The organism is Mucilaginibacter sp. KACC 22773, from assembly GCF_028736215.1.
Lineage (GTDB): Bacteria > Bacteroidota > Bacteroidia > Sphingobacteriales > Sphingobacteriaceae > Mucilaginibacter.
Window position 1 is genome coordinate 4,148,678 of the sequence record NZ_CP117883.1, and the last position, 26,278, is coordinate 4,174,955.

Here is a 26,278-nt window from a genome sequence, read left to right on the forward strand (position 1 = left end):
TAATAAAATGTTCCTAAGAAGTCATACTCTAAAACTTTTACTGCTACTTCAATTTTTAATCACAGGCGTATACGCAAGTACGCCGTACCAGGTAGTTTATTTAAAAAACTATAGAGCAAGCGACGGCCTTCCCGGCTCGCAGGTTAACTATTTAATGCAGGACAGCAAAGGCTTTATCTGGATAGCCACAGATAAGGGCGTGAGCCGGTTTGATGGGCAGCACTTCAAAAATTTCACAACGACCGATGGGCTTGAAAGTAACGAGGTTTTCCGGGTAGCCGAAGACAATTACCACCGTATTTTTTTTTACTGCAATAACTACAGGGTTTGCTACTACGAAAACGGGCTTATACACAAGCTTGCTTCAACTCAAAAAATTTTCGTATCGCCATTTGCCAACCTGTTTTTTAACCGTTTCAATGAACTTTGTGTAAATTATGAGCTTAATACCAAAGTTTATCGTTTTGAGGAATTAAAGTCCCGAAAACATCAGGAACAACGGCCCGGCAGCTATATATATGGTGCAAGTGGTGAAGAGGCCGTTTTATCTGAAAATGACCTTAGCATACTCAAAAATGAACTTGGGGCCGCGCATTTAAACTATATAACAGCCAATACCAATACCAAGCCATATAGATTGGCCTTACAACAAAATCATTTGTTGCTGATATCTAAAGATTGGGTACACGTTTATCAATATCAAAAAAACGGAATCATCCCCCTTAATCAAATCAATTTTACCGGCAATGTAACATCGGTTTACCTTACAGGTAAAAATACTTTTGCTGTTACAACGGTAAAACAGGGCACATACATCATTAACTACATTACCGGCGAGCGGAAAAATTACCTTAACAATCAAATTACTACATCTACGCTTATTGACCGAGAAAATAATTTATGGTTTGGTACCTATGAAAGCGGTATTTTTTTAAGTACCAATCCCGAAGTAAAAGTCATCAATAAAGAAAGCGGCCTTGTAAATGAAAACGTTTTAAAACTGGGCATAGCCGGTGGTTACCTTTTTGCAGGGCACATTTTAACCGGGTTGAGCTATATGAAACTTAACCCTAATCAAAACACCTCGATAGGCACCTTGTATTTAAAACAAAACCGGTCGGATTTTAACCGGGTAACCAGCTTGCTGCCAATTACCGGTAATAGGCTTGTGATTGGTACTGATAATGGCATATTCAGGTTAGATTTATTAAATACCAACCCTCCATTTTGGCGCCCTGTGTCATATATAAATGGGCCGGTAAAGGGCATTATCGAGCGGCCCGATACAGTATATTTCCTTACGCAATCGACGCTTTGTGTAGTATCAAATCAATTTAAACATATCATCGGGTATCCTTTCGACCTTATACGCACAACATCCATCACCTGCCATAAAGGACACATCCTTATAGGCTCACTTTATGGACTATATCAAATGGTCCCCCCAATTAACGCGAGCCACTTTAAATATGTGCGAATACTGGCAGATAAAGGAATAAATGCTGTAAAATGCCTGGCATCTAATGGACAGGTATGCGCGATAGGCACCGAAGATAAAGGGGTTTACCTGTTAACCGGTAAAGCCATTAGCCAATTTACCTCACCTGCTATTTCATCGGGCAACATCCGCAAACTGATATGGACAGACGCTAATACACTATGGGCATGCACGGCCAATGGTGTAAGTATCATTAACTTTAACAATAATTACCAAACTTACCGGGTAGGCCGGTTAAATACAAGTAATGGGCTTCCGTCAGATAATGTTGCCGATGTAGTTCGCCATGGAAATGATTATTACATAGCTACCGATCAGGGCATAGCTGTTACTCAAAATTTATGGAATACCAACTTGCCCAGGCCAATACTGCTTGATGATGGCGTACCCGGAAAACAACGCAGTTTCACTTATGGCAAGCCTATTGTGTTTAATTGCGTTGCCTTATCCTACAAAAGCATGGGTAAAATGCAATACAGGTTCAGGCTCAAAGACGTTGATAAAAACTGGAGTGTTGCCCCAACCGGCGAAAAACGGTTTGACCTGCTGCCGCCCGGCCATTACGAGTTAGAAGCGGTAGCTGCCGATCGTTTTAACCAATTAAGCCGTCCGCTTGTTTTTCAATTTACTGTAATGCCGTTATGGTACCAGCAACTGTGGCTGCAAGTTATTGCCGTTACAGGCGCTATATTTATAAGCTTTTTGCTTATACGAAAATACTACCTGTCTATCATTGGGTTACAAAAAAAGGATTATGAAAACGCACTTGCTTTGCAACGTGAACGCCAGCGCATCAGCAGCGAAGTGCATGATGATTTGGGGGCAAGTATATCGGGCATAAAACTGCAAACCGAAATGCTGAGCCGGAAAGTAACCAACCAACCTGTTTTTAAAGAAATAGATGCCATTCATGAGGCCATTACCGATATATCTACCCAGGTGAGGTTAATTATCTGGAGCCTTGACGTTGAAAATGACGAGGTAAGCAGCCTGGCCAATTTTATACATAAACAAGCTATTAAATTATTTGACAGCAGCGACATCAGCCTACAGGAAAGTATCTCGGTTGGTGAAACCACTATTGCCATTAGCGGAGAAAAAAGACGGCAGGTATACCTATTGGTGAAAGAGGTTTTAAACAACATTATTAAACATTCAGACGCACAAAACGCGTTCCTGGCAATTAGCCTTTACAAAAACCGGCTGCATATTAACATCCGGGATGACGGACGGGGCTTTGTGCCCGATGTACGCAAACACGAAACCATGGGCATCCGTAACATTTATGCACGCGCAAAAAGATTGAATGCCGATTTAAAAATTGACACGGCTCCCGGCAAGGGTGCATCCATTAGCCTTAAACTGAACCTTTAAATGGTGGCCATAATAGGTATTTTAATCAAGGATAATTTTAGGATATTAGCATTTTACATTTACCGCAAGCATGCTCCAGATAATTTTGTTAGAAGATAATTTACATTACCGGCGTGGCCTGGAACAAATTATTCATGATATGAGCGGCGTAAGCCTGATGGGATCATACACCAATGCCGAAACTGTATTAAAAAAAATAGACGTGCTTAAGCCGGATATTTTTATTGTTGATATAAACCTGGAAGGCATGTCGGGCATAGAATTCATCAGGCGGGCAAAACCAGTGATGCCCAAGGCCGAGTTTTTGATGTGTACTATAAACGACGACAACACCCACATTTTTGAATCGCTTAAAAGCGGCGCTACAGGTTATATACTCAAAGAATCATCGGCCAACGAGATAAGGAACGCGATTACCGAAATTGCAGCGGGCGGATCACCCATGAGTGCCTATATATCGCGTAAAGTAATTGCTTCATTTAACGACGCCAGGCCAAAACAAGCCACTGCTACCGAAAACCTAACGGAACGAGAAATAGAAGTACTTAACCACCTGGCGCGCGGCCTTCAATACAAAGAAATAGCCGACAAACTTGATATTAGCACAGGTACCGTTAAAAAGCACATACGCAATACCTATACCAAGCTGCAGGTACAAAATAAAGTGGAAGCCATAAACAAATTTCGCGCTATATGATATACCCCTTTTTCAGTATTGCGGGGCTTATGGTTTAACACTAATTTAGCATCATAAAGAAACTAAAGGGGCAAGTTAGTTAACCAACCCGATAGTGATTTATAAACCTAAACCTTATCACTTTAATAAACGTTAAGTTTATCATGGCTTGATTTCAACTATCAAGCCATCTATTATTCCAGAAAATATCCATTATTAATAATTCACTGAACTTATTGTTACAGGGCCTGTAAGCCCAGATGATTGTAACCTGCTATTTTCGTTATAAGGGTTTACCACAGTCCATGTTTTTCTTTGATCGGCCTGCAGCTTGCTATCGCCAATCAAGCGGTTAACCCAGGTATTTACTACGGTAATATCAATGGTATTTACACCCGGTTTAATGGCTTTGGTAACATCCAGCTGATAGGGGGCTGTCCAAACGCCACCTACATCTACCCCATTTATCTTTACCTTAGCCATTGCTGTAACAGCGCCCAGGTTAAGTATTAAATGCTGACCATTTACAGGTTTAGAAGCTTTAAAGGTGTTATGATATGCGGCATGTCCTGAAAAGTATTTTATACTATCTTCGGCCCTTTCAGTCCAGTCGGTAAGTTTATCAAAAACTACCGGTTTGGCAGGCCCCCATCTGTTACTGTCAAACTTTACAGTCCATGGCGTATTTAATTTAACTACACTTTTTCCTTCGGGAAAGTTAACATCAACATTAGGTTCGTTACCAGCTTTACTCTCTTTACGAAAAACAATGAATGCACTTTGATTGGCCGATAGTTTAAGTGGCAGCTCAGTAACACTACCTGTTTGTTTGAATGAAGGCAAATCGCGGGCCGCTCCGGTTACCGCATCCCATAGCTCGGGCTGTTTTCCATGAACCCTGAAGGTGGCATTTAAATCAACTTCTTTACTGGTTTGGTTTGATACAAAGTATATGTCGCCATTGTCAAGTTTGCGATGGATAAACAAGGCTTCATCAGCTTTATTAAATTTACAATCGGGTATAACATTTACCAGGTTAAGCGCCTGTTGCATATCCAGTCCATTAATCACCAAGCCTTTGCCATAGGTATGTTTTTTTATTTTTTCCCCGTCAATATCTCCCCAAAGTTCGGCGGCTATTTTTTTAACCTCAACATCTGCAAGGCCATAATTTTGCAAACCGGGCGACCGTTTTGGCGCAGGCCCTAAAATAGTTAATCCCTGCCCTACCAATTCTTTTATTTTTTTGAGCAATTGCGGCCGCATGGTTTCCAGTTTAGGCAGCACCAGTATTTTGTAGGCCATACCTCCTGGCAATACCAGTTTACCATTCGCCACAGTTGCACGTTCATTTAATATCTCGGCATTAATGTAGTCAAATGAATAACCCTTGGGCAGTTCAGGATCGCGGATACCCGTCATTTTAGGTGCATCTTCGCCAATAAAATAGGCAACGTCAGCTACGTATTTACCCTGGCGTAACATATACCCACAGCGTTTAAGGTATTGGACAAACATATCCATATCATAAAACCAGGTATTTAACCGGTTAAACTCGTTGGAGAAGCCTGCGTTAACGCCCGGTATCTTATCCTCATAGGGCTGCTCGATATAAACATGGAGTAATGTATTGTTGATGCCTTCGGTAAAAAAGCGGTCGCCACGCTGTTTCATTACAGCCGGGTAGCGCGAATATGCGCCGCCGCCGCAGGTAAATGATTCGGCCGATACTTTGTTTTTGCCATAAATATGCGCGCATGACGATGCGGCCCTGTTTTCGATATTACCCAGGTCGCCCTCGCTCCAAAACTCACCTCCTACCTCGTCTGACTGGCCGCCATACTGTAAAAACTCGCCGGGGAATCCCCAGTGACCATAATTTTCCAACCAGGTAGTAAGGCCGTTTTTATGGCTGATATCCCTTAAACCTGCAACATATTGATAAGCTACCTCATCTGCAATAAACCGGCGCATATCCCATAAAAACCTGTCAGACATATCCTGGCTGCCCACAACGTTACCGCTCATTACGGGAATATAGGGTGTTGGATCGTACCCAAACGACAATTTGAATTTTTCTGTTAAGCCATCTGTCCAGTTTTGGCCGCCGGTTTCATAGCTATCTTCAACGGTTACTTTAAAACTCTTACGATCGGCAGCCGGTATGCGGCGCAGTATCTCGCCCAAAAAGGCATTAAAATGTTCAGCAATGTGCTTTTTGCTCATTTTATCAGTTTCAAAACCGCGGCCTTCAGGCGATGCGGGACCGTTTGTTACCTGGGTAGGTGTCATCCCGCTGCGCATAATTACCCAGTTACCTGCTGGCACGTTCCATTTTAAAGCACCATCGGCAGCAAGATATTTTGAAATGTCAATCACTTTTTGAGGGTCTATCACGTAGCGCACGTCATCAACGGCGGGCTGCACGGGCCATTGATATTCCTTCCAATAAGGGAAAGGTGTCTGGAACATTTTAGCCAGCGTTTTCTCAATATAATTTTCAACAACCGGCGATGCGGATAACTTCAGTTCGGCAATTGCACTATGCTGGCTTTCGTTATTGAAAACAATTCTGAAGTTTTTGGCCGTAGTGGCCGGCATTGATACACCTGCTGCGCCATAGGGGTTGAAGCCCACATTAAGTTCGCTATTACTTCTGTCAACCACAAAATGTTTAATGGTTTGGTAGGTGCCATTGATATCGGCCTGAATGTCGCCTTCAAAACGCATGGCGGTTTTGGCGGGGTAAATAGTTAGGCCACGCGCGGTAAATGAAGTGCCTGCTTTTATATCAATGGTAAATGTTTTATTGTCGGGCAGTTCTAAAACGGTATTTTCATTACCATCCATGATGTTGGTGACATTACCCACAGAAGGTTGAGCACTGATTACAGGCTTTAAATCGCCAATTGTTAAATCATTATCCTGGGGTGCAGGATAGGCTAACAGCTTAACATCCTGGAACTGATTGGCAGGTTTGCTCAATTTTGCGTTGAAAACGATGGGGCCTTTTACTTGTATCACCGATGATGTAAGATAGCGCATGGCCTGCTCCGGCTTAACCCATGGACCGCCAGACTGGCTCCATCCCGGTCCATTAAAAATCCCGATATCAATGCCGAGTTTAGTGGCAGTTTTTAACGCGGTATGCATAATATCCCACCACTCGGCCGAGAATAATTTCACTTTGCCATATGGAGTTTCGGGGATACCGATATTACCAATGAATGCCCGGTTGATACCTACCCGCTTCATTGATTCCAGGTCTTTGATAACACCTTGCTTCGAGATATTATCCGACATCCAATACCAGTATATACTGGTTTGGATAGAATCGGGTGGTATTTTAAACCCGGAGAGTAGTTTTTGAGAATAGTTTTTTTGTTGCTGTTTTACCTGGGCTACACCTGGCAAATTGGTAACAAACAAAACAGCGAGGGTTAAAAATAACCTAAAAACGTTTTTATAGATATACTGCATGTAATGCGGATAAGTGATTTATTAGCTAAATGAGAATAATTGAATCTTTACAAATCCACCGCTAACCGGCGTTATGTTTTAGGTTGAAATATCTTCGGTTTATAATTCAGCTATTTTAAATCATTAAAATAAAACCGGCAACCTCAACTGTCTGCTTCGCCTATCTGTTTTCTTAAATGATATATCTTTTTGAGTCAGCCGGAGCACATTGGGTCGATTAGCGCCGAAGGCTAAACAATTACTTCTTTAAACAAGCAAATCCCGGGTGCAAGTAGCATCCGGGATTCGTCTGTGTATATATATAACGGTGTCGGAAATAAATCAACAGCTATTATCGGTATGCTTTTACACCCACGCCGTTAATTCCAAACAAATACAAATCATTTACTTTTAAAACCGCCCTTACATCGCCAGGTAATTTAAACCCGGATTTTTGCTGAGGCAAATAGTTAAATGTTCCGTTGCTATTTCCTTTGAGTAATACTCCATAGTTGGCGTCGTACTTACCAAACTTTACCCTTGCATGGTTAATATTTCCGCACAATAAAAGATCAACCTGCCCATCTTTGTCATAGTCCAACGTAGTTATAGTAAACACAGGCGCGTACTGTGCCTGCAATGGCAAGGCTATCGGGCGTAATTTACCCCTGTTGTTACTTACAAAGCACATGGTTGACAGGCAATTTGCCGACAGGTGCCCTGTTCCTTTCATTTCTTCGGGGGTAAAAACCTTGTCGATAGTTGCATCAGCATAACTGTTATAGTCCGGGAACCGGCCACGCATCATGCTAATCTGGTCAAGCATTTCATCGCGGCTAACATAAGGGTAACTTTTATGCTGAATGTAAAAACATAGTATGGGGTCAATTGATCCGTTGTCGTCAAAATCTTTATAATACATTTCGGCCGGCTCTTTGTCGGTTGCTTTGCATTGTGTATTGAGGCCCATGTTACCGGCAATGATATCTGGGTGACCGTCGTGGTTAACGTCGCTCACGGTTAAACAATTCCACCAGCCAGCGTATTTTTTGTCAAAATACTTAGCGGTGGCATCGGTGAGTTTACCGTTGTTGTTTTCAAAAACGGTTATTGGCATCCATTCACCAACTACCACCAGATCGGGCTTATTGTCGCCATTCATATCTAACCAGGCGGCATCAGTAACCATCCCTATCCTTTTCAAAGCAGGATTTAATTTTGTTGTGGCATCTGTAAAATGGCCTTTACCATCATTTAGCAGCACATAACTTTCGGGCGCCTCGGGGTACCGGCCTGGTATTACCCTGCCGCCAACAAACAAATCGGGGTAGCCATCGCCATTAATATCGGCTACTTTAACACAGCTTTTGCTGCCTGTCATTTTAGGCAGGGCATTAATTGATTCTGTAAAATTCCCCGAACCGTCATTTATATATAACCTATCTTGTAAAGCGGCATCATCGGGCATATAATTGTGGTACCCACCGGCGCAAACATATAAATCGGGCTTACCATCGTTATTGGCATCAAAAAAAACCGTGGCAGCATCGGTACTGGTTTTACGGGATTCAAAAGCAATTTCTTTTTTCAATGTGAAACCACCGTTTTTTTGCTGAAGATATAAGGCACCGGGGCTACCGTTGTCGCCGCCTACGTAAACATCCTCCAGCCCATCGTGATTTACATCGGCCTTGGCCATGCATGGACCGTTGTAAGATAGCGGATTAACCAACAGCGGTTGCCGTTTAAAATCATTAACCAGGCTCATGGTGCTATGATACTTAACTGGCGACGGCACTTCAGTAAATAAAGGTTTTGCTATTTTTTGAGCGAGATAAGGTGCTGCCGCGTCTTTTTCGGATAGCGTAATAATCTGGTTTGATTTGACGTTTTTCACCACTTGCACTTTACCGCTTTGCCATATAATACGCAGCGAATCCAGTTGCTTAGCGCTGCCTAAGCCAAAATGCAATACCGCCGATACAGTAGATTCATACCCACGGGTGGGCATTTGTTCAAGGTATTGCTTTTTATCGGCTGCATAAATTATAACTTTTGCGCCAATACCCTGGGTGTTTTTATTTGACCCTTTTAGCTGTACCAACAGGTAATGATTTTTATTTTGCTGTACCGACTGGTTTTCATAAATGAATGCCGGCTTATTCACATTGTTAATCACCAGGTCAAGGTCGCCATCATTATCCAGGTCGGCGTATGCGGCGCCATTGCTGTTTGATGGTTGGGTTATCCCCCATTGTGCGCTTGTGTTGGCAAACGTGAGATCGGCGTTATTTTTGAAAAAGTAACTCTTTACTTCCGACGATGGCATTTGGCTAACCAGGTTCAAAAGATCCTGCCGCATTACACGCCTGTCGCTTAATTTATCGCCGGCATATTTCAAAAAATCCATATTGGTGTAATCGCGGGTATAACCGTTGCTTACAAAAAGATCTTTCCAGCCATCGTTGTCATAATCTGCAAATAAGGGAGCCCAACTCCAATCGGTATTTGATATACCCGATAGTTGCCCAATTTCGCTGAATGTGTTGTTACCATTATTTACATGCAACATATTACGCATATACTGGTAGTAAAAACCAACTTTAAGGTTAAGATTAAAAGCTTCGTAATTATCGGATGCGAATAACATTTTTTGCCTTTTGTTATCTTCCGGCAGCATATCCAACGTGTAGATATCGGGGCTAAGGTCATTATTAATATCTGCTACATCGTTACCCATTGATGAAAACGACGTGTGTCCCAGTTGCCGGGGCAGTTCGTCGGTAAATTTGCCATTTTTATTATTGAGGTACAGTCTATCCGGCACATTGTAATCATTGGATATGTATATGTCGGGGTAGCCATCACCATTAATATCGGCAATACCTGCGCCCAAGCCATACGATAACGAAGTGTTTACAATACCCGACTCGCTGGTTATATCCTGAAAATGTCCGTTATCATTGCGGAACAACCTAATGCCCGACTCAAGGTCGGTTTTACTCATGAGACTGCTTATGGTAATCTCGTCAATGCTATTTGGGCGTTTAGGATTGTGGTTTACCAGTAACATATCCAGGTCGCCATCTCTGTCATAATCAAAAAAATAGGCCTGTGTGCTAAAAGAGGGAAAATTGAGACCATAATCTGCCGCCATTTCTTTAAATACCGGCGTGCCGTTACTATCATTCCCCTGGTTTATAAACAGCTCATTAACTCTTTTTTCGGCGCTTAATTTCCCCGAATAGCAAACGTAAATATCAATTTTTCCGTCGCCATTAATGTCAACCAAACTTACACCCGTTTTCCAGGGGCCTGGGCGCCCTGCCACGCCTGCAGCGGCGGTAACATCGGTAAACTGTAAATGACCTTTGTTCAAATACAATTTATTATCGGTCATGTTACCAGTAAAGTACAGGTCTTGTAAGCCATCGCCGTTCAGATCGCCAATGGCGACCCCTCCACCGTTATAAAAATACTCATACATTAACACGTTGGTATTTAAGCCTTCGGTTAAAGTATTGCTGAAATCGACATGGGTTTCTTCTGGTTTTAGCAAACGAAACAATGTATCACCTGGCTTATCGGCGCTGGATGACGATTTACAACCTGCCAAAACAATAAAAGCAAGCAATACCAGGAGATACCCCTGCTTTTGCTTGCTTTGCTTACCTGATATTTTTAACATTTGATGAGTTACTGAAGCTGGTCAAGAATTGGTTTATCCAACCCGTCTATCACATTTACCGACGGTTTAATCAGTTCTAAAACTACAATATTATTGTTACTTTTTTTCAACCACTCGGCAGGTAAATATAATGTTTGTTGCGGCCCGTTATTCCAATAACGCCCTAAGTTATGTCCGTTTACCCAAACCACGCCTTTACCCCATTTACTCATATCCAAATAGGTATCGGCAACTTCGGCCAGTTTAAAAGTTCCAGTTTTAATTACCGGCTCATTTGCCCTTAGCTTGCCTGCTTTGGGCTTTATTTTGCTGATATCGTCAAACGGTAAACCAAACATTTTCCAGTTGGTTATTTCGGTTCCCGCAAAAGTTACATTTTCGGTTATACCCTTGGTATTCTTCAATAAATAAGGCCCAAAATTGATACGGCCCAGATTTTCGACCAGGATATCCAGTTGTACTTTTCCTTTTGGCAAATTAGCTAACAGGCTATCCTGTTTCAGCCTCCTGTCCAGGATACCTACGCGTTTGCCGTTTACAAATACAATCCCATAATCGCGCAGACCATTTACTTTGATGATACCTTTTTTACCACCATTGATGGTAGTACGGTACAAAACAAAACCATAGGCCTGGTTAAGGTCTTCAAAAGTTAAGGGTGTTTTGCTAAGTTTGGCAGCTGGCAGTATATCAAACAAACCTGTTGTTTGGCTGAGCTTAACGGCCGGAAGGTTCATAACCGGTTTGGCAGCTGGTACATCAGGCAGTGTTTGGCCGGCCGGAAGGTGTTTCTTGATTACCTCTCTAAACTTATTATATTTATCGGTAGCATTACCAGCCTCATTTAACGGGGCATCATAGTCATAGCTGCTAATTTGCGGCTCATAGGGATCCTTGTCGTTGTAGTTGGCGCCGTTCATGAAGCCACGGGTTGTGCCACCATGAAACATGTACATGTTGATAGAAAGCCCTGCGGCCAAAACCGAGTCTAATTTACCCAGGTATTTTTCTGCAGGTACGGTATGGTGTTTTGTTCCCCACCAATCAAACCAGGCTGGGTACCATTCAGCAATAAAGAACGGGCCTTTACCATCATGGTTTTCTTTAATCAGCCTTTTTACTTTTGCCACGTCATCAACACCGTTAATCGCCGGCAGTAACCCGGGAAGGTGCCCGTCTTTAATAGCAGCTTCAGGGTCGCAGGTATATAGCTGTCCATCAAAACCGGCGTCGATAAACATTTTACGGTTTAGCGCCAGGTAATCTTTATCGTTGGAGTATGATCCGTATTCATTTTCTATTTGCACCATTAAAACGTTGCCGCCATGGTTTACCTGTAAGGGGGCAAGCTGTTTGCCCACCTCTTTAATATATTGCTCATATTCTTTTAAATATGTCGGTTCTTTACTGCGCACTACCAGGCCTTTTTCTTTTTCCAGCCAGTAAGGATATCCGCCAAATTCCCATTCAGCGCAAACGTACGGGCTTGGGCGTAAAATAACCCACAAGCCTTCTTCCTTCGCCATTTTTACAAACGCGGCTACATCATTATTACCGGTAAAATCAAAATGCCCTTTTTGTGGTTCATGAACATTCCAGAAAACATAAGTACCTATTGTGTTTAACCCCATTGCTTTTGCCATTTTCATACGCTGGCGCCAGGCTTCGCGCGGTACGCGGGGGTAATGCATTTCGCCGGATATAATTTGCAATGGTTTGCCATCCAGCAAAAATGTGCTATCGGTTAATGCAAAAGTATGTTTGGCCATTTGCGCATTCGCGCTGATGCCACATAGTAGAATAACGGGTAAAATTAATAGTTTAAAAAATTTCATAAATTAAAAAAATGCAGGCAATTGTTTATTAGGGTTGACGATAGAAGCTATTTTGTGGTTAAAGTGATTGATGCAGACTTAAGCCCGGCAGCGCTAAACTGCACGGTAGTTTTGCCCGGCTTGCCGGTTGTTTGTATATAGGCCAACAGGCGGCCTTTCAAAACCTTGCTGGTATTTGACTGATAGTTTTCATGACTGGTGGTACTCCCGCTTTCTAATCCCAATAATTTAGCGGGACCGGTTAGCTTTACCACAACTTCATTGTCGGCATTAGCTACCAAGACTCCATTTTTATCGGTAACCTGTACCTCTACCTGGCTTAATCCTTTTGTTTTGGTGTTAAATATTGTGCCATCGGCAATTATTTTGATATCAGAAGCCTCACCGGCTGTTTTTAAAGTGTAGCTGGCTGCTTCAATTCCGTTATTATAGCCTTTTACCAGTAGTTCGCCCGGCTCATAATCAACCGCCCATGATGGTATTTGGCCTTTAGCATCGGCGCGTGAAATTTTACCGAGCGATTTGCCATTTAAAAACAATTCTGATTCCTGACAATTGGTAAAACAATCAACCCTTATTTTACTGCCGGCCGGCCAGTTCCATACGGGCTCAATGGCTTTGTGGCTCCAGATACCTTTATCTTCCTGTTGCGTAATAGGCTTGGCGCCAATAAAAACCATCGGCTTATCAGCCCAAAGGCTTTGCCTGTAAAAGTATTCGGGCTTTTTAAAGCCTGCCAGGTTAATAAGCCCGGCGCCATTACTGCGCTGCGGCCATTTACCGGCCTCGCCCAGGTAATCAATCCCCGTCCAAAGGTATTGGGCAGATATGTATTCGTTACTGTCAACCGCAATCCAGGCCTGTCGTTGCATGCCGTTCTCGCTGCCATAAATAATGCGGTTGGGATATTTTTTATGATCATCGGCGTAACGGTACTCCTGGTAATTATAGCCTACAACATCAAGTTCTTCCGGGTAACCTACCTCGTTCGACATCACTACGCCCGCAAGCGCTGCAGTAACCGGGCGGGTAGTATCAATTGCCTTAACAGCTTTAACCAGCTGTTTGGCAATTACGGTTAACCCACTTGCAGCAGGATGATCCCGCAGGTAGCCTTTGCCATAAATCTGCGGGTTTTTTCCTGTGTTTAATACTTCGTGGGTGTATGGATCATTTGGATAATCTATTTCGTTACCAATACTCCACATAATAATGGACGGATGGTTGCGGGCACGTAATACCATATCGGATAGATCGCGCGTGGCCCATTCTTTAAAATATTCGTGGTAGCCATCTTTAGATGGGGTGCCTACATTCCATCCTTTAACCCACTTATTTTTGCCCAGTTCCCACTCGTCAAATGCTTCATCCATTACTAAGAAGCCCATTTTATCGCACAGGTCGTATAAATAATCGGCGTGGGGGTTATGGCTCAGACGCAGTGAGTTAACGCCGGCGTCTTTTAATATTTTTAAACGGCGCACCCAAACTTCTTGCGGAACGGCTACGCCCAAAGCACCGGCATCGTCATGGATACATACGCCTTTTAGTTTGGTACTTTTATCATTTAAAAAGAACCCTTTATCTTTATCAAAACGGATGTTCCAGATACCTACCGCCTGGTTTACAGCATCAATTTGTTTGCCGTTGCGGCTTAGCTGTACCTGTAATTGGTATAGTTCCGGGTGTTCGACATCCCATAAACGGGGAGACGATATTTCGGCATCAAAACTTGTTTCGTGTTTGCCAGGTTTTACCTTAACCTGCTTTTGTATAGCTGCGGCAATTTTACCGGTATTATCAACCAGGTTTATTTTAATGCCGATAGCTGCCTGGGTTGCTGTGCTGTTGCTGATGTTTACTTTTACGTTGATGTCCGCTTTATCTGCAGATATTTTTGGCGTAGTAAAAGCCACATCCCACAGATCAACATGAACCGGGTTCTTAACCACCAGGTAAACGTTGCGGTAGATTCCAGAACCGGTATACCACCTTGAATCGGCAAACTCACTATGATCTGCCTTTACAGTTACTATATTTTGTCCCTTGTAATTAAGGTATTTTGAAAGTTCATACTGAAACGGAATAAATCCGTTGGGGCGCTTGCCCAGGTAATGGCCGTTTATCCAAACTTCGCTTTTTTTGTAAACGCCATCAAAATAAATGTAAACCTGTTTGCCTTGCCATCCGGCTTCGGCATTAAATGTCTTTTTGTACCAGCCTATGCCGCCGGGTAAATAGCCCGTGGCGCTGGCCCAGTCCTCACTAAAGGGCCCTTCAATACTCCAATCGTGCGGCAAATCAACGGCTTTCCATAAAACACCGGCTGCGCCGCCTTTATCGCCATTGGTAATATCCCCTTTATGGAACCCCCATCCCGAATTAAACAATATCGGCCTGGATTTATCTTGCGCAAACAAACCCGCCGGAAGCGTTACCAGTAAAAAAAAGCAGATGACGTTTTTAATATTCATGTTTAGTAACCGTATTATTTTTTGTTTAAAGTGTTGAGTTATGAGTATCGAGTCAAAAAACAACAAATCAAATTTGCGGCTTAAGACCAAATACTCATTACTCAAAATTCAGAACTCAACACTCAAGACTCAGAACTTTAAATCTACTGTTGTACAATTTGCCATTGCTGGTTATTACCGCCATTCCATGGCCACTGAATAATGCCGGCACCATTGGTGGTTACGCCGCCATTAACATCCAACACAAGCCCGCTATTGCGGTTAATTACTTTGTAAACGCCATCGGTTACGGCTGTAAACTGCCACTGTTGGTTATTGCCGCCATTCCACGGCCATTGAATAATGCTTGCGCCATTGGCAGTTGATGCGCTGTTAACATCAAGTGCCAGTGTACTGTTACGGTTGGTTACTTTGTAGTACCCGCCGCCATTGCTGGTTATTATCCATTGCTGGTTATTGCCTCCGTTTTGCGGCCATTGTATTATACCCGCGCCATTAGCTGTCGACGAGCCATTTACATCTAAAGCCGAACCGCTGTTGACGTTTAACAAACGGTAGTAAGCTGTTGGGTAAAAGGTATCGGTACCACCTGCGCCCACGCCCCAGCCATATTTTAGCCGGCTTAAACCCGAAGCATTGGTGTTTGAAACGGTGAGGCTTGTACCTGTACCGCCCAAAGTTTCCATGGCGTAGCTATCGCCGGTGCGGATACCCGGCCAGTAAACGCTGCCCATACCAAATGCCCTAACCTGGTTGGTTAAACCCTGCAGGTAAGCAATCTCCTGATCGCCGCCTATCGCACCTGTGTAGTTTTTACCGCCTGTCATGGGTACGCCAAACTCGGTTAATACCGCTCGGCTGCTGTAGCTGCCGATATTGCCCCGCAGCCTGCTTTCCCATTGCGCGGCAGTGGTGTTGGTGCCGTTGCTGAAAAAAGTATAATCATGTATAGATAACAAGCAACCACTAAAACGGCTATCGGCCCCAACGCCGGTAATATCCTGCGAGTAGGAAGTACCGCTAACCAAAATGCGCCCTTGTGGTATGGATGGATAATTGCTTAGCCATTGCGCGCAAATGGTTGTCCACGCGCTTAAGGTATAACCATGAGGCTCGTTAAATATCTCGAAGTAAACGTGTGTGTTGCTGCCATATTTATTGACGATGGTTTGCCACATAGACCAAAACTGGGTTGTATTATCTATTACCCCGTCCGCAGCCGACTTTGACTCCCAGCAACCTAATATTACGTTCATACCCTTGCTCAGGGCTTTATCAATTACTCCTGTATAGGAGTTCCACCAGGTTTGTGATACTGTTGGGTAATTTACCGGCAACCGCAGCGTATTTGCACCTGTGTTGGTTTGAAGGCCTGATATTACAGCATCGGCCTTTGCCGATACGGTGGCATAACTATCGGTTGATGCCAGGCCGCTTAAAACCAATATCCCATCGCTAAAGTTATCACCATCGCAAGCCCAGTTAACCCCTTTTAGCGCGCTTGCCGGGGTTGAATCAACAGTGAGGGGCTTATCCGGAGTGGTCACCTCTGTTTTTACAGGTTGAGTTGCAGGACTATTATCTTTTTTACAGCCGGTTATTAAAATACCCGCTGCGATTAGTAAACTAAATATTTTTTTCATGATTGATGTAGTTTTTTAGCCCCGTTAAAACAGAAGGGAGCAAGTAATACTCCCTTCTGTTTAGCCTCACCCTGCCCTCTCCAAAGGAGAGGGTTCTTGATTAGCCCATTTTTTAAGTCCTCTCCTTTGGAGAGGATTTAGGTGAGGTTATTTTTAGTAACCTGCATTTTGCTGCAACTGACCACCAGATGCCTGTATCTCGGTGCGTGGTATTGGCAACCAATAATGTTTGGTTTGGAAACTGCGTCCATCCAATGCCACTTTAGGCGTATATGAAAATGTACCATTGGCATTTTTGGTGATTATTACACCTCCCGCCGGCTTGTTTTCGGTAACATCGGCAATTTTCCAACGGCGTACATCATAAAAGCGATGTTCTTCAAATGCCAGCTCAACACGCCTTTCGTATCTAACAGCATCGCGCATTTGTGATTGGTTTAATCCGGCGGCTAATGCAGGCATATTAACACCCGGCCTTGCCCTGATCATATTGATAGCCTGCCTTGCCGACATAGTTGAACCAACCGGAATAACATCGGCTCCGTAAGCTTCATTGGCTGCTTCGGCAAAGTTTAGCAGGATTTCGGCATAGCGGAAATAGATCCATGGATGGAACCCGGCATTACCCCATGGGTTTTGAAGCGGGTAAGCATCGTCCATATACTTGCGCAGGTAATAACCTGTTTTAGTGGTATTCCAGTTACTGTCACCATCTTTACTATCTCTTCCCCCCGGAATAAATGCTTCAACAGTACGCTCTCTGTATGGGGATCCGTTGTGTAATACAGTTGCATCAAACCTTGGGTCACGATGATCGTAAGGATGTGTTGGATCGTATCCTGATGTAGGATCGGTAATTGCTTTACCATTATCCATCTCATAATCATCAACTAAGTTTTGCAGCGGCGTATTACCAGCCCAACCTCCATAGCCATTTGGCCCGTTGGCAATTTCCATGTGGGTATGGTTGGCATTTTTGGTGTACAGACGCTCGAAAATAACTTCGTTGGTTTCGTTAACTAAAAACATATTATCATAGCCACCTGTATAAATGCCGTATTTATTAAGGCTGATAACCGCTTGCGCTGCTGTTACAGCATCGGCCCATGTACCGGCATTATACAACGGACTTGCAGCATAAAGCTTTAGTCGTGATTTTAAAGCCAATGCAGCACCTTTGGTAGCACGGCCTAACAACCAGGTTCCGTCATTATTTAAAGGAAGCTTAGCAGCGGCATCATCAAGCTGAGCTGTAACATAATCAATGCTTTCTTTAATGGTTGCTCTTTTGAATAGGGATGGATCCTGTAAATTATCGCCCAGGTTCACCACCTTGTCGCCCATTAGCACCACCCCGCCGTAATTACGGATAAGGTCCTGGTAACGGAACGCCCTGATAAATTTCAACTCACCTTCAATATGTGTTTTATGCCCGGCGCTTAAAGGCAGGTTTGGTAAAATGCTTAAAGCATAGTTACATTCCCTTATACTACGGTAACTCCGGGCCCAAAGCACGCCCGCTCCGCCTAAATTTTCGGGTGCCAATTGCCCGCGCTGTATGAGCCAGGTAGCATCATCGTTATTATAAATAGACTCATCGGTAAGGGAACTCCACATACTGTATTCAAAACCGCGGCCAAAACCCGGGTTTGATCCATCGCCCTCTTTATCCTGTAACTTAGCACCGATATAACGATTGGTTACATAAGCCTCGAATACAGCCGTGTCCGATTGAATGGCAGATGTAGCAATCCTATCGGTAGGCTGCACATCTAATATATTTTTTTTACACGCTGTTGTACCCAGCATACCACACACCATTAAATACAGCGGGGCTTTATATTGTAGTTTCATGATTGTTTGCTAATTAAAATTTAACGTTAACACCTAAGTTGATAATTCGCTGCTGCGGATAAAACTGACCGCTGCCACTGGTTCCTTCAGGGTCATAATCCTTCACCTTGGTGATGGTGAACAAGTTGAACGCACTTGCATACACCCTTAAGCCGCCTACTTTAATTTTTGAAAGGAAAGCTGTATTGAAGTTATAACCCAACTGAACGTTTTTCAACCTGAAGAACGAAGCATCATTAAGCCAAAACGTACTGTTGTACTGGCCGCCGCTGATAGCGTTAGATGCACGATCTGTTACCCTTGGATAGGTTCCGTTTGGATTCGAGGCGTTAAACCTGTTATCGGCCCAGCTGCTGTAAAAGTTACCAATACTTCCCGATTCAGGTAAAACATATTGACTAACCTGCGCCTGGCCTGAAAACAATACCGAAAGATCGAAATTGCTGTAAGCCGCATTCAGCGTAAATCCATAAGTAATTTGTGGGATGTTACCGTATTTGGTTCGTGTTTGGTCATCGGCATTTATTTGACCGTCGCCGTTAAAGTCCTGGTATTTTAAGTCGCCAATTTTGGCGCCGGTAACATGCGGATAACTGTCAAGATCTGCCTGGGTACGGAAAATGCCTATGGCATTGTAAAGCAGGTAAGTATTCAAAGGCCTGCCGGTTTGGCGCTGATAACTTAAAGCACCACTGGCTTCATCAATAAAAACAATCTTGCTTTTAGCATAGGTTATGTTGCCGCTTACACCCCAGCTAAATTTATTAGTGGTGTGATTATAGCCCAGGGTTGCCTCAAAACCTTCGCTGTTTACTTTACCAATATTTTCCGACGGAACCAAAGGATCAGAACCATATGGATTTACGATACCCGAAGTACCTGGCAACGACGCGTTCCTTGCAGCAAGGATGTCAGAACGTTTTTGTTTAAAGTATATGGCCTCAACTGTAAAGTCGTGCAGGAATGTAGCATTTACACCAATATCCAGCTTTTTGGCAACTTCCCAGGTAATGTTAGGGTTAGCCAGTTTTACCAGGTTAACGTTTGGCTGAATGGTATTTGACCCGCTGCCCGGAACGCTGGCTACAAAACCGTTGTTAACCAAAACATAATTGTCAAAATACTGGAAGCCGTTTACGTTGTCGTTACCTAACGAACCGTACGATGCCCTTAGTTTTAGATCATCAAAAAAACTAACATTGTCTTTAAACCAATTTTCTTTGGTGATCCTCCATCCTACTGATGCCGATGGGAAATAACCCCATTGCTTGCCAGAAGGGAATATCGAACTACCATCAGCACGAAGCTGGCCTTCAAATAAGTATTTTTCATCAAAGGCATATGCTAAACGGCTGATTACACTACGACGGTTATAGTTTGAGCTATAGCCCGAGTTCAGGTAATCTGTTGCGGCACTGCCACCCTGTGAAAGCTCGGGCAGTTGTGATGATAAATAGTTGTAGCGCGTGGCATCAAAATATTCAAGGTGATTTTTGCTTTGCTCGTAACCAACAAAAGCATTTACATCGTGCTTGCCAAATTTGCGTGCATAATTCAGCTTAATGTTTGAGGTAAGTAATGCCTGGTTAGTTTGCGACTCAAACAGTGTTGGAGCGTTGTTATTACCGCCAACCACATTTTTGTTGTAAGTTTTTGCATTGGCATCATAGCTGTACAGAATATAAGGCTTACTGAAGTTTTTGTCAAACGCATACGATTTATCAACAGAAAAGAAACCATCCAAAGACAAACCTTCAATACCCGGAAGTGCGTAGCTGCCCTTTAAAATACCGTTAAACACCTGGGTAGGGTTATTGTTAACACCACCTATATCGGTTACCTGAACGGCCGGGTTGTTGTTTTCGATACCTGTTGTTGGCAATCCGTTTGGATAGTAGGCTGCAACAATTGGTTTTGCGCGATACACAGAACGGAATACATCGCCGGCGCCTACTTCAGGAAACTGCCTGTCTTCTTCCCTGCCTGAAAGTGACAAGCCTACTTTTAAACGTTTGGTAACATTAGCATCAATATTTGAACGGAAATTATACTGGTGATATTTGGTAACACCATTTTTGTATAAGCCATCCTGGTAAATGGTACCCAAGGAAACAAAGTATTTTACATCTTCGCTACCACCGGCAACCGAAAGACTATGCTGATTTTGTAAGGCAGTGCTTTTAAGTGTTTGCTTTTCCCAATCGGTATTAGGGTAATTTAATGGATCTGAACCGTCTTTAAATTTCTGAATCTGGTCTGCCGAGTATGACTGGTTTGGGCCTCCGCCAGGATTCGAGTCAAGGCTTATCTCGTTCATGATTTGGGCATAAGTTGCAGCATCGGCCATTTTTGGCAAACGCGTTGGCGAACTGAAGCCCTGGTTAAAGCTGTAGTTAATGGTTGGCTTACCCGATTTACCACGTTTAGTGGTAACCAGGATAACACCATTTGCCGCCCTGTTACCGTATATGGCCGCCGATGCATCCTTCAACACCGACATACTTTCGATGTCATTAGGATCAAGCCTTTCCAAACCACCTATTTGGCCTGGCACGCCGTCAACCACTATCAGCACGTTGTTGCTTCCGGTAGTAGCCAAACCACGAATGGTGATGTTTGATCCATCGTATCCAGGCTCGCCGCTGCGGTTGTTAACAATAACGCCTGAGAATCTTCCGGCTAATGCGTTTGAAAGGTTGGGCTGCGGGCTTTTAACCAATTCCGAGCCCTTAACCTGGGAAATAGAACCGGTTAATGTAGCTTTCTTTTGTGTGCCGTAACCAACAACCACAACTTCGTTTAGTGATTTTGCATCGGCCTCTAATTTTACGTTGATAATTGTTTGGCCGTTAACGGGTACCTCCTGCCTGGTATAACCGATATAGGTAAAAACTAATGTGGCCGAAGCATCGGGCACGTTTAGTGTAAACTTACCGTTAATATCGGTAATAACGCCGGTAGTAGTACCTTTTAAAGTTACTGATACGCCTGGCAGGGTTTCACCTTTTTCGTCGGTTACAACACCGCTTATTTTAAGGTCTTGCTTGTTAACGTTTTTAACTCCCGCATATACCTGGGTTGGTATTGCAGTAGTAGTTAAACAAGCAATGGCCATACTTGTGGCTAATAAGAAAAGCCGGGGTAATCTTTTCCGGTGAGGGGAATGCTTTACGTGTAAATTTGATTTCATATTTTACTGGGTTTTCTAAATTCAGGATGTCGATCGAACGCATTTTCCGGGCAATTAAAACAGCTGCATCAAGCTTTGTAAACTCATGATTTTACAAAGCTTTTTACATGTTATTAAAATTGCCGGTAATGAATTACGATTTATCTCCGGTTAATTGGTAAGGCCAAAATGGGGTTAAATAGCAAAATTGAGTGAGGGGTAAATTCTCAATTAAATAGGGGGTAAATAAGCAAAACCCGCTTAAATACGTGATTTAAGCGGGTTTTGCTTAGGGGGTAAATTAATCACCATCAATTTTCTTTAATTACATCGCGGTTTACGTTGTAATTATTATGGAATGGTTTTCGGTATTTTTTGATGTAATCTGACGGGTTTACTCCAAACAGCTTATGAAACTGTTCCCTGAAATATTTAAGGTCATTTAGGCCTACTTTATAGGCGGTTTCATAAATGGTGCTATCGGTAGTTAACAGGATCTCGGCGGCCTTCCTTAACCGGATAAACCGGATAAAACTATTGGCAGATTGCCCCGAAATAGACTTAATACGCCGGTACAAATTGGAATGGCTCATCCCTATTTCGGCAGCCAGTGTTTTTATACTGAACTCGGGGTCGGTTAAATGTCGTTCTACAATAACCAGGCACTTTTCTAAAAACTCTTTGTATTCCTGCGATATCTTCAGATCGTTTGATTTGAGGGTTATCTCGTTATAAAAGTATTTTTGCAGGTTGTTCCTGCTTTTCAAAATGCCGTTAACACGGGCTATTAATATTTCTTTTTCAAATGGCTTTGTAATATAATCGTCGGCGCCGCCTTCAATGCCTTTTAATTTTATCTCGGCAGATGAACTTGCCGTTAACAAAATTACCGGTATGTGATTTAAAATAGGATCTTCCTTCACCCTATGGCAAACTTCGATACCGCTTAAACCCTGCATCATTACATCGCTGATAACAATATCCGGCACAAGCTGATAAACCAGCGCAAGCCCATCTGTACCATTGTCCGCCTCAAAAATCTCAAAGTCATCATTAAATATTTGCTTTAGGTAATCGCGGATTTGCTGATTATCTTCTATAAGCAGCATGGTTTTGGTATCAGAGCTCAGCGGATCGGCATTTTTGGCTTTTGCCTGTTTACCACCTGGGGCATCCGGTGTTAACTCCCCTTTATTTTCTATCAGTTCATCTAAAAAAACGGAGGTTTCGGCAACATCCTCAAAAACAAATTGCTGCCCAAAATGGGCTTTCCCCTTTAATAAACAAATATTGAAAACGGTGCCGCTACCGGGTTTACTTTCATAAGCAATTTTACCCTTATGGTTTTCAACAAACACTTTAACCAGGTACAAGCCAATACCAAACCCACCTGCCATGGGGGCAGCATTTTCAACCTGGTAAAACCTGTTAAATAGTTGCTCGCCCGTGCCTTCGGTTATGCCGCAGCCGTTGTCACGTATCTCAATCCTTACGTTGTCGGCTTCGTTTATTACCGTACAGCTTACAGCGCCGCGCTCCGGTGTAAACTTAAGGGCGTTTGATATCAAATTAAACAAAACAATCTCTATCTTCTCGCGGTCGGCAAATATTTCAATCGCGTCTGTTTGGCTTATAAAATCAAACTGTATTTGTTTTGTTTTGGCCTGGTGGTTAAAGCATAAAAAAACTTCGCGGCATAGGTTTACAATATTTAGCTTAACTAATTTTAGTTTATCGGTATCGCTTTCTGCTTTTCTGAACAGCAGTAACTGGTCAACAAGGCTTAACAGCCGCCTGGCATTTCTGTAAACAATGTGCAGGTTGCCCACATCGCCCTTATCTGCCGGACCAAACAGCATATCCTTTACAGGGTTAATAATTAAGGTTAGCGGCGTTCTGAATTCGTGGGATATATTGGTAAAAAACGAAAGCTTCCGCTCATTCAGCTCTTTATCTTTTTCGGCCGAGAGCTGAGCTATTTTAATATCATATTTTAGCTTCGACTGGTTGGCCCTATATTGTATATAGTAATAAATAATAACTCCTATTGTAGCCAGGTAGCATAAATAAGCCCACCATGTTTTGTACCATGGCGGCAAAATTTTTATATGCAATGTTGCATAATCATCCATCCAGATACCGTTCTGGTCGGCTGCTTTTACCTTAAAAACATAATCGCCGGCCCCCAGGTAACGATAGGTTGCCGACCGCTGGTTACCCACATAGTTCCATGATTTATCAAGCCCATCCAGCCGATACGCAAAATTGCCTTTTTGAGGATAAACATAATTTAAAGCAGTGTATTGAATTGAAAACACCGATTGGTCTGGCTGAAGCGTCAGTTGAGCAGTTTCACTAATGGTTTTTGATAATACGGTTTCGTCCTTGCCCTGGATGCCTACCTCTATCTGCTTATCAAAAATCTGCAAACCGGTTATCATTATCGGCGATTTGTAATGATTTTGGTTTACTTTTTCGGGATCGAAAATATTAAGCCCTTCAGTTCCGCCAAAATACATCAGTTTACCCACGGTATCCATTACAACCGACCCGGCATTAAATTGCCCTGATTGTAATCCATCCGATTTATCGTAGTTGATTATTTTATTGGTATAAGTGTCGATACATGATAAACCCTGGTTGGTGCTAATCCAAACCGTGCCATTACCTGCTTCTTTTATAGCATTTATGGTGTTGTTTGCCAGTCCGTTTTTTTCATTGAATTTTTTAAACGTTTTTGACTTAAGATTATATACAATCAGTCCATCGCCTTCGGTGCCTATCCATAATTGATTTTTCTTGTCAGGATAAAGTGAAAAAATGATCTGGCTCGGGAAATTCCTTTTTTCGGCATCATCCTTAAACAGCCGCGAAAACTTTTTTTGCGCAACATCATAGTATATCAATCCATTACCATAGGTACCTACAAACAAATTCCCTTTTTCGTCTTCGGCTATGGCCCGTACGTCATATGACCCAAAGCCACTGTTGGCCGGGGTGTAATTGGTAAACGTTTTGATAGCAGGATTAAAAAGGCTCAACCCACCTCCGTTGGTACCAACCCACAAATTTTTATGTATATCCTGGTAAATAGCTCTTACATCATTCCCCCCGATACTTTTATTATCTGCTGCGTCATGGCTAAAATTTGTAAACGAATCTGTTTTTTTATTGTATAAAAAAAGTCCCCTGGCGTAGGTACCAAACCAAACATTCTTATTTCTATCCGTATAGCCGTACAAAAAAGCACTATCCGTAAGGCCTCCAGGGCGGTTGTTGGCTTTGTATTGTTTAACCAGGCTTCCATCGGTCCGCATTTTAAAAATACCGTCGCCATCGGTACCAAGCCATAAATAGCCATCGCCGTCCTGGCACATTCCGTAAAACCGGACCCAACTCTCGCCACTTTTCTCAACCCTTTTCTTTTGGATATTAGTAAACCGCGCCTTGATATTACTTATCATTCCAATACCATCATCATAGGTGCCAAGCCAGGTATTTTTGTCCTTATCTATAAACAGGGTTTGAACAGAACGTTGTGTTATGTAATGATCATCATCGCCGGTAATTGGCAAAAGCGAAAAATTTATTGACGTTGGGTCCCGGTCTGTTAAAACCTTGTACACGCCGCCATCCTGTAAGCCAACAAGCAACTGGTTACTGCCATCTTCAATTATGGATAAATATCTTTTATTTTTAAAAGCAGGCTGGGCAGTTTGCAATTGCGAAAACGTGTTTTTATCGCGGTTATAATATATAATACCCTTGCCTGTAGCTATCCATACATTGTGAAAATGGTCTTCGAAAATATCGTTTATGCGCCCTACCATAAAGTTGTTTACAGGCACAGGCTGGTTTGTCTTATTGGCAACTACGCCATTTTTTTGATTAACTATATTGATACCGGCATTATCTGTACCTAACCAGAGCAAACCTTTTGAATCTTCGAGCAAGGCGGTTATCCGGTAACTTGACAACCCCGGCAGCGACTTGCTGTTGTAATTTTTAAATTTTAACGTTTGCGTATTAAAATAGGAAAAGCCTACGCCATATGATGCTATCCAAAGGTTACCGTTGGTACTTTTGGTAATGTTGTTTACGGCATTTTTAACATTATTGCCATACGTGAATTTATAATGCGAGAATTTTTCGGTACGGGTATCAAGCCTGCTCAGGCCGCTCCTGGACGAAACCCAGATATATCCTTGTTTTCCTAAAATTATACTTTGTACAAAGTTGCTTGCCAATGAAGTTGAATCGCCCTGGCGAGATCTGAAAACCTTAAAGGTGGTACCATCAAAACGGTTAAGCCCCTCATTGGTGGCAAACCACATAAACCCTTTATTATCCTGCGTAATGCTATTTACGATGCCAAAAGAAAGCCCATCTTTTAACGAATATTTAAGCACCTTATTTTTTATAGGTGATTGGGCATAACCCCAAAGCGCAAAAATCAGTAAAGCAAATAGTATAATTATTTTCTTCATAAAAAATCAGGCGTCAACTGCACTCCATACTGCCCAATAACACACAATAACATAACCGCAAGTTACCAATTTGCAAATCGGCATGAAACCATTACGGCCACGAATTTTAGGTTCAACTGGT

General features: G+C 42.8%; 10 protein-coding genes. 2 read left to right on the forward strand and 8 right to left on the reverse strand.

Going from position 1 to position 26,278, the window contains the following annotated elements; genetic code table 11:
• Window positions 1–7 precede the first annotated feature (7 nt).
• Entirely contained in the window at window positions 8–2,872 is a 2,865-nt protein-coding gene (locus tag PQ469_RS16925) for a sensor histidine kinase (protein ID WP_274208739.1), read from the forward strand.
• A 70-nt stretch (window positions 2,873–2,942) separates the two neighbouring features.
• Window positions 2,943–3,569, forward strand: a complete 627-nt coding sequence (locus PQ469_RS16930; protein ID WP_090653089.1) for a LuxR C-terminal-related transcriptional regulator — start codon at window positions 2,943–2,945, stop codon at window positions 3,567–3,569.
• A 195-nt stretch (window positions 3,570–3,764) separates the two neighbouring features.
• On the opposite strand, the gene PQ469_RS16935 is transcribed toward PQ469_RS16930, so the two are convergent.
• From PQ469_RS16935 to PQ469_RS16970, 8 genes are all read right to left on the reverse strand, one after another.
• Complete coding sequence (locus tag PQ469_RS16935) at window positions 3,765–7,028, reverse strand: glycosyl hydrolase (protein ID WP_274208740.1); 3,264 nt, start codon at window positions 7,026–7,028, stop codon at window positions 3,765–3,767.
• Window positions 7,029–7,359: 331 nt separating this feature from the next.
• Window positions 7,360–10,695 (reverse strand): VCBS repeat-containing protein, encoded by a 3,336-nt coding sequence (locus PQ469_RS16940; RefSeq protein WP_274208741.1) that lies wholly within the window; start codon window positions 10,693–10,695, stop codon window positions 7,360–7,362.
• Window positions 10,696–10,703: 8 nt separating this feature from the next.
• Window positions 10,704–12,530: a glycoside hydrolase family 35 protein gene (locus PQ469_RS16945; protein WP_274208742.1), complete on the reverse strand. Its 1,827-nt coding sequence runs from the start codon at window positions 12,528–12,530 to the stop codon at window positions 10,704–10,706.
• 47 nt (window positions 12,531–12,577) lie between these two features.
• Window positions 12,578–15,004, reverse strand: coding sequence for a glycoside hydrolase family 2 TIM barrel-domain containing protein (locus PQ469_RS16950; RefSeq protein WP_274208744.1), 2,427 nt, complete (start codon window positions 15,002–15,004; stop codon window positions 12,578–12,580).
• Window positions 15,005–15,147: 143 nt separating this feature from the next.
• Window positions 15,148–16,647, reverse strand: coding sequence for an RICIN domain-containing protein (locus PQ469_RS16955; RefSeq protein ID WP_090653094.1), 1,500 nt, complete (start codon window positions 16,645–16,647; stop codon window positions 15,148–15,150).
• 153 nt (window positions 16,648–16,800) lie between these two features.
• Window positions 16,801–18,501: a RagB/SusD family nutrient uptake outer membrane protein gene (locus PQ469_RS16960; protein ID WP_274208746.1), complete on the reverse strand. Its 1,701-nt coding sequence runs from the start codon at window positions 18,499–18,501 to the stop codon at window positions 16,801–16,803.
• A 13-nt stretch (window positions 18,502–18,514) separates the two neighbouring features.
• A complete protein-coding gene (locus tag PQ469_RS16965) occupies window positions 18,515–21,691 on the reverse strand; it encodes a SusC/RagA family TonB-linked outer membrane protein (RefSeq protein ID WP_274208747.1) in 3,177 nt (1,058 codons plus the stop codon).
• A gap of 290 nt (window positions 21,692–21,981) precedes the next feature.
• Window positions 21,982–26,157, reverse strand: a complete 4,176-nt coding sequence (locus tag PQ469_RS16970) for a hybrid sensor histidine kinase/response regulator transcription factor (RefSeq protein ID WP_274208748.1) — start codon at window positions 26,155–26,157, stop codon at window positions 21,982–21,984.
• Window positions 26,158–26,278: the final 121 nt, after the last annotated feature.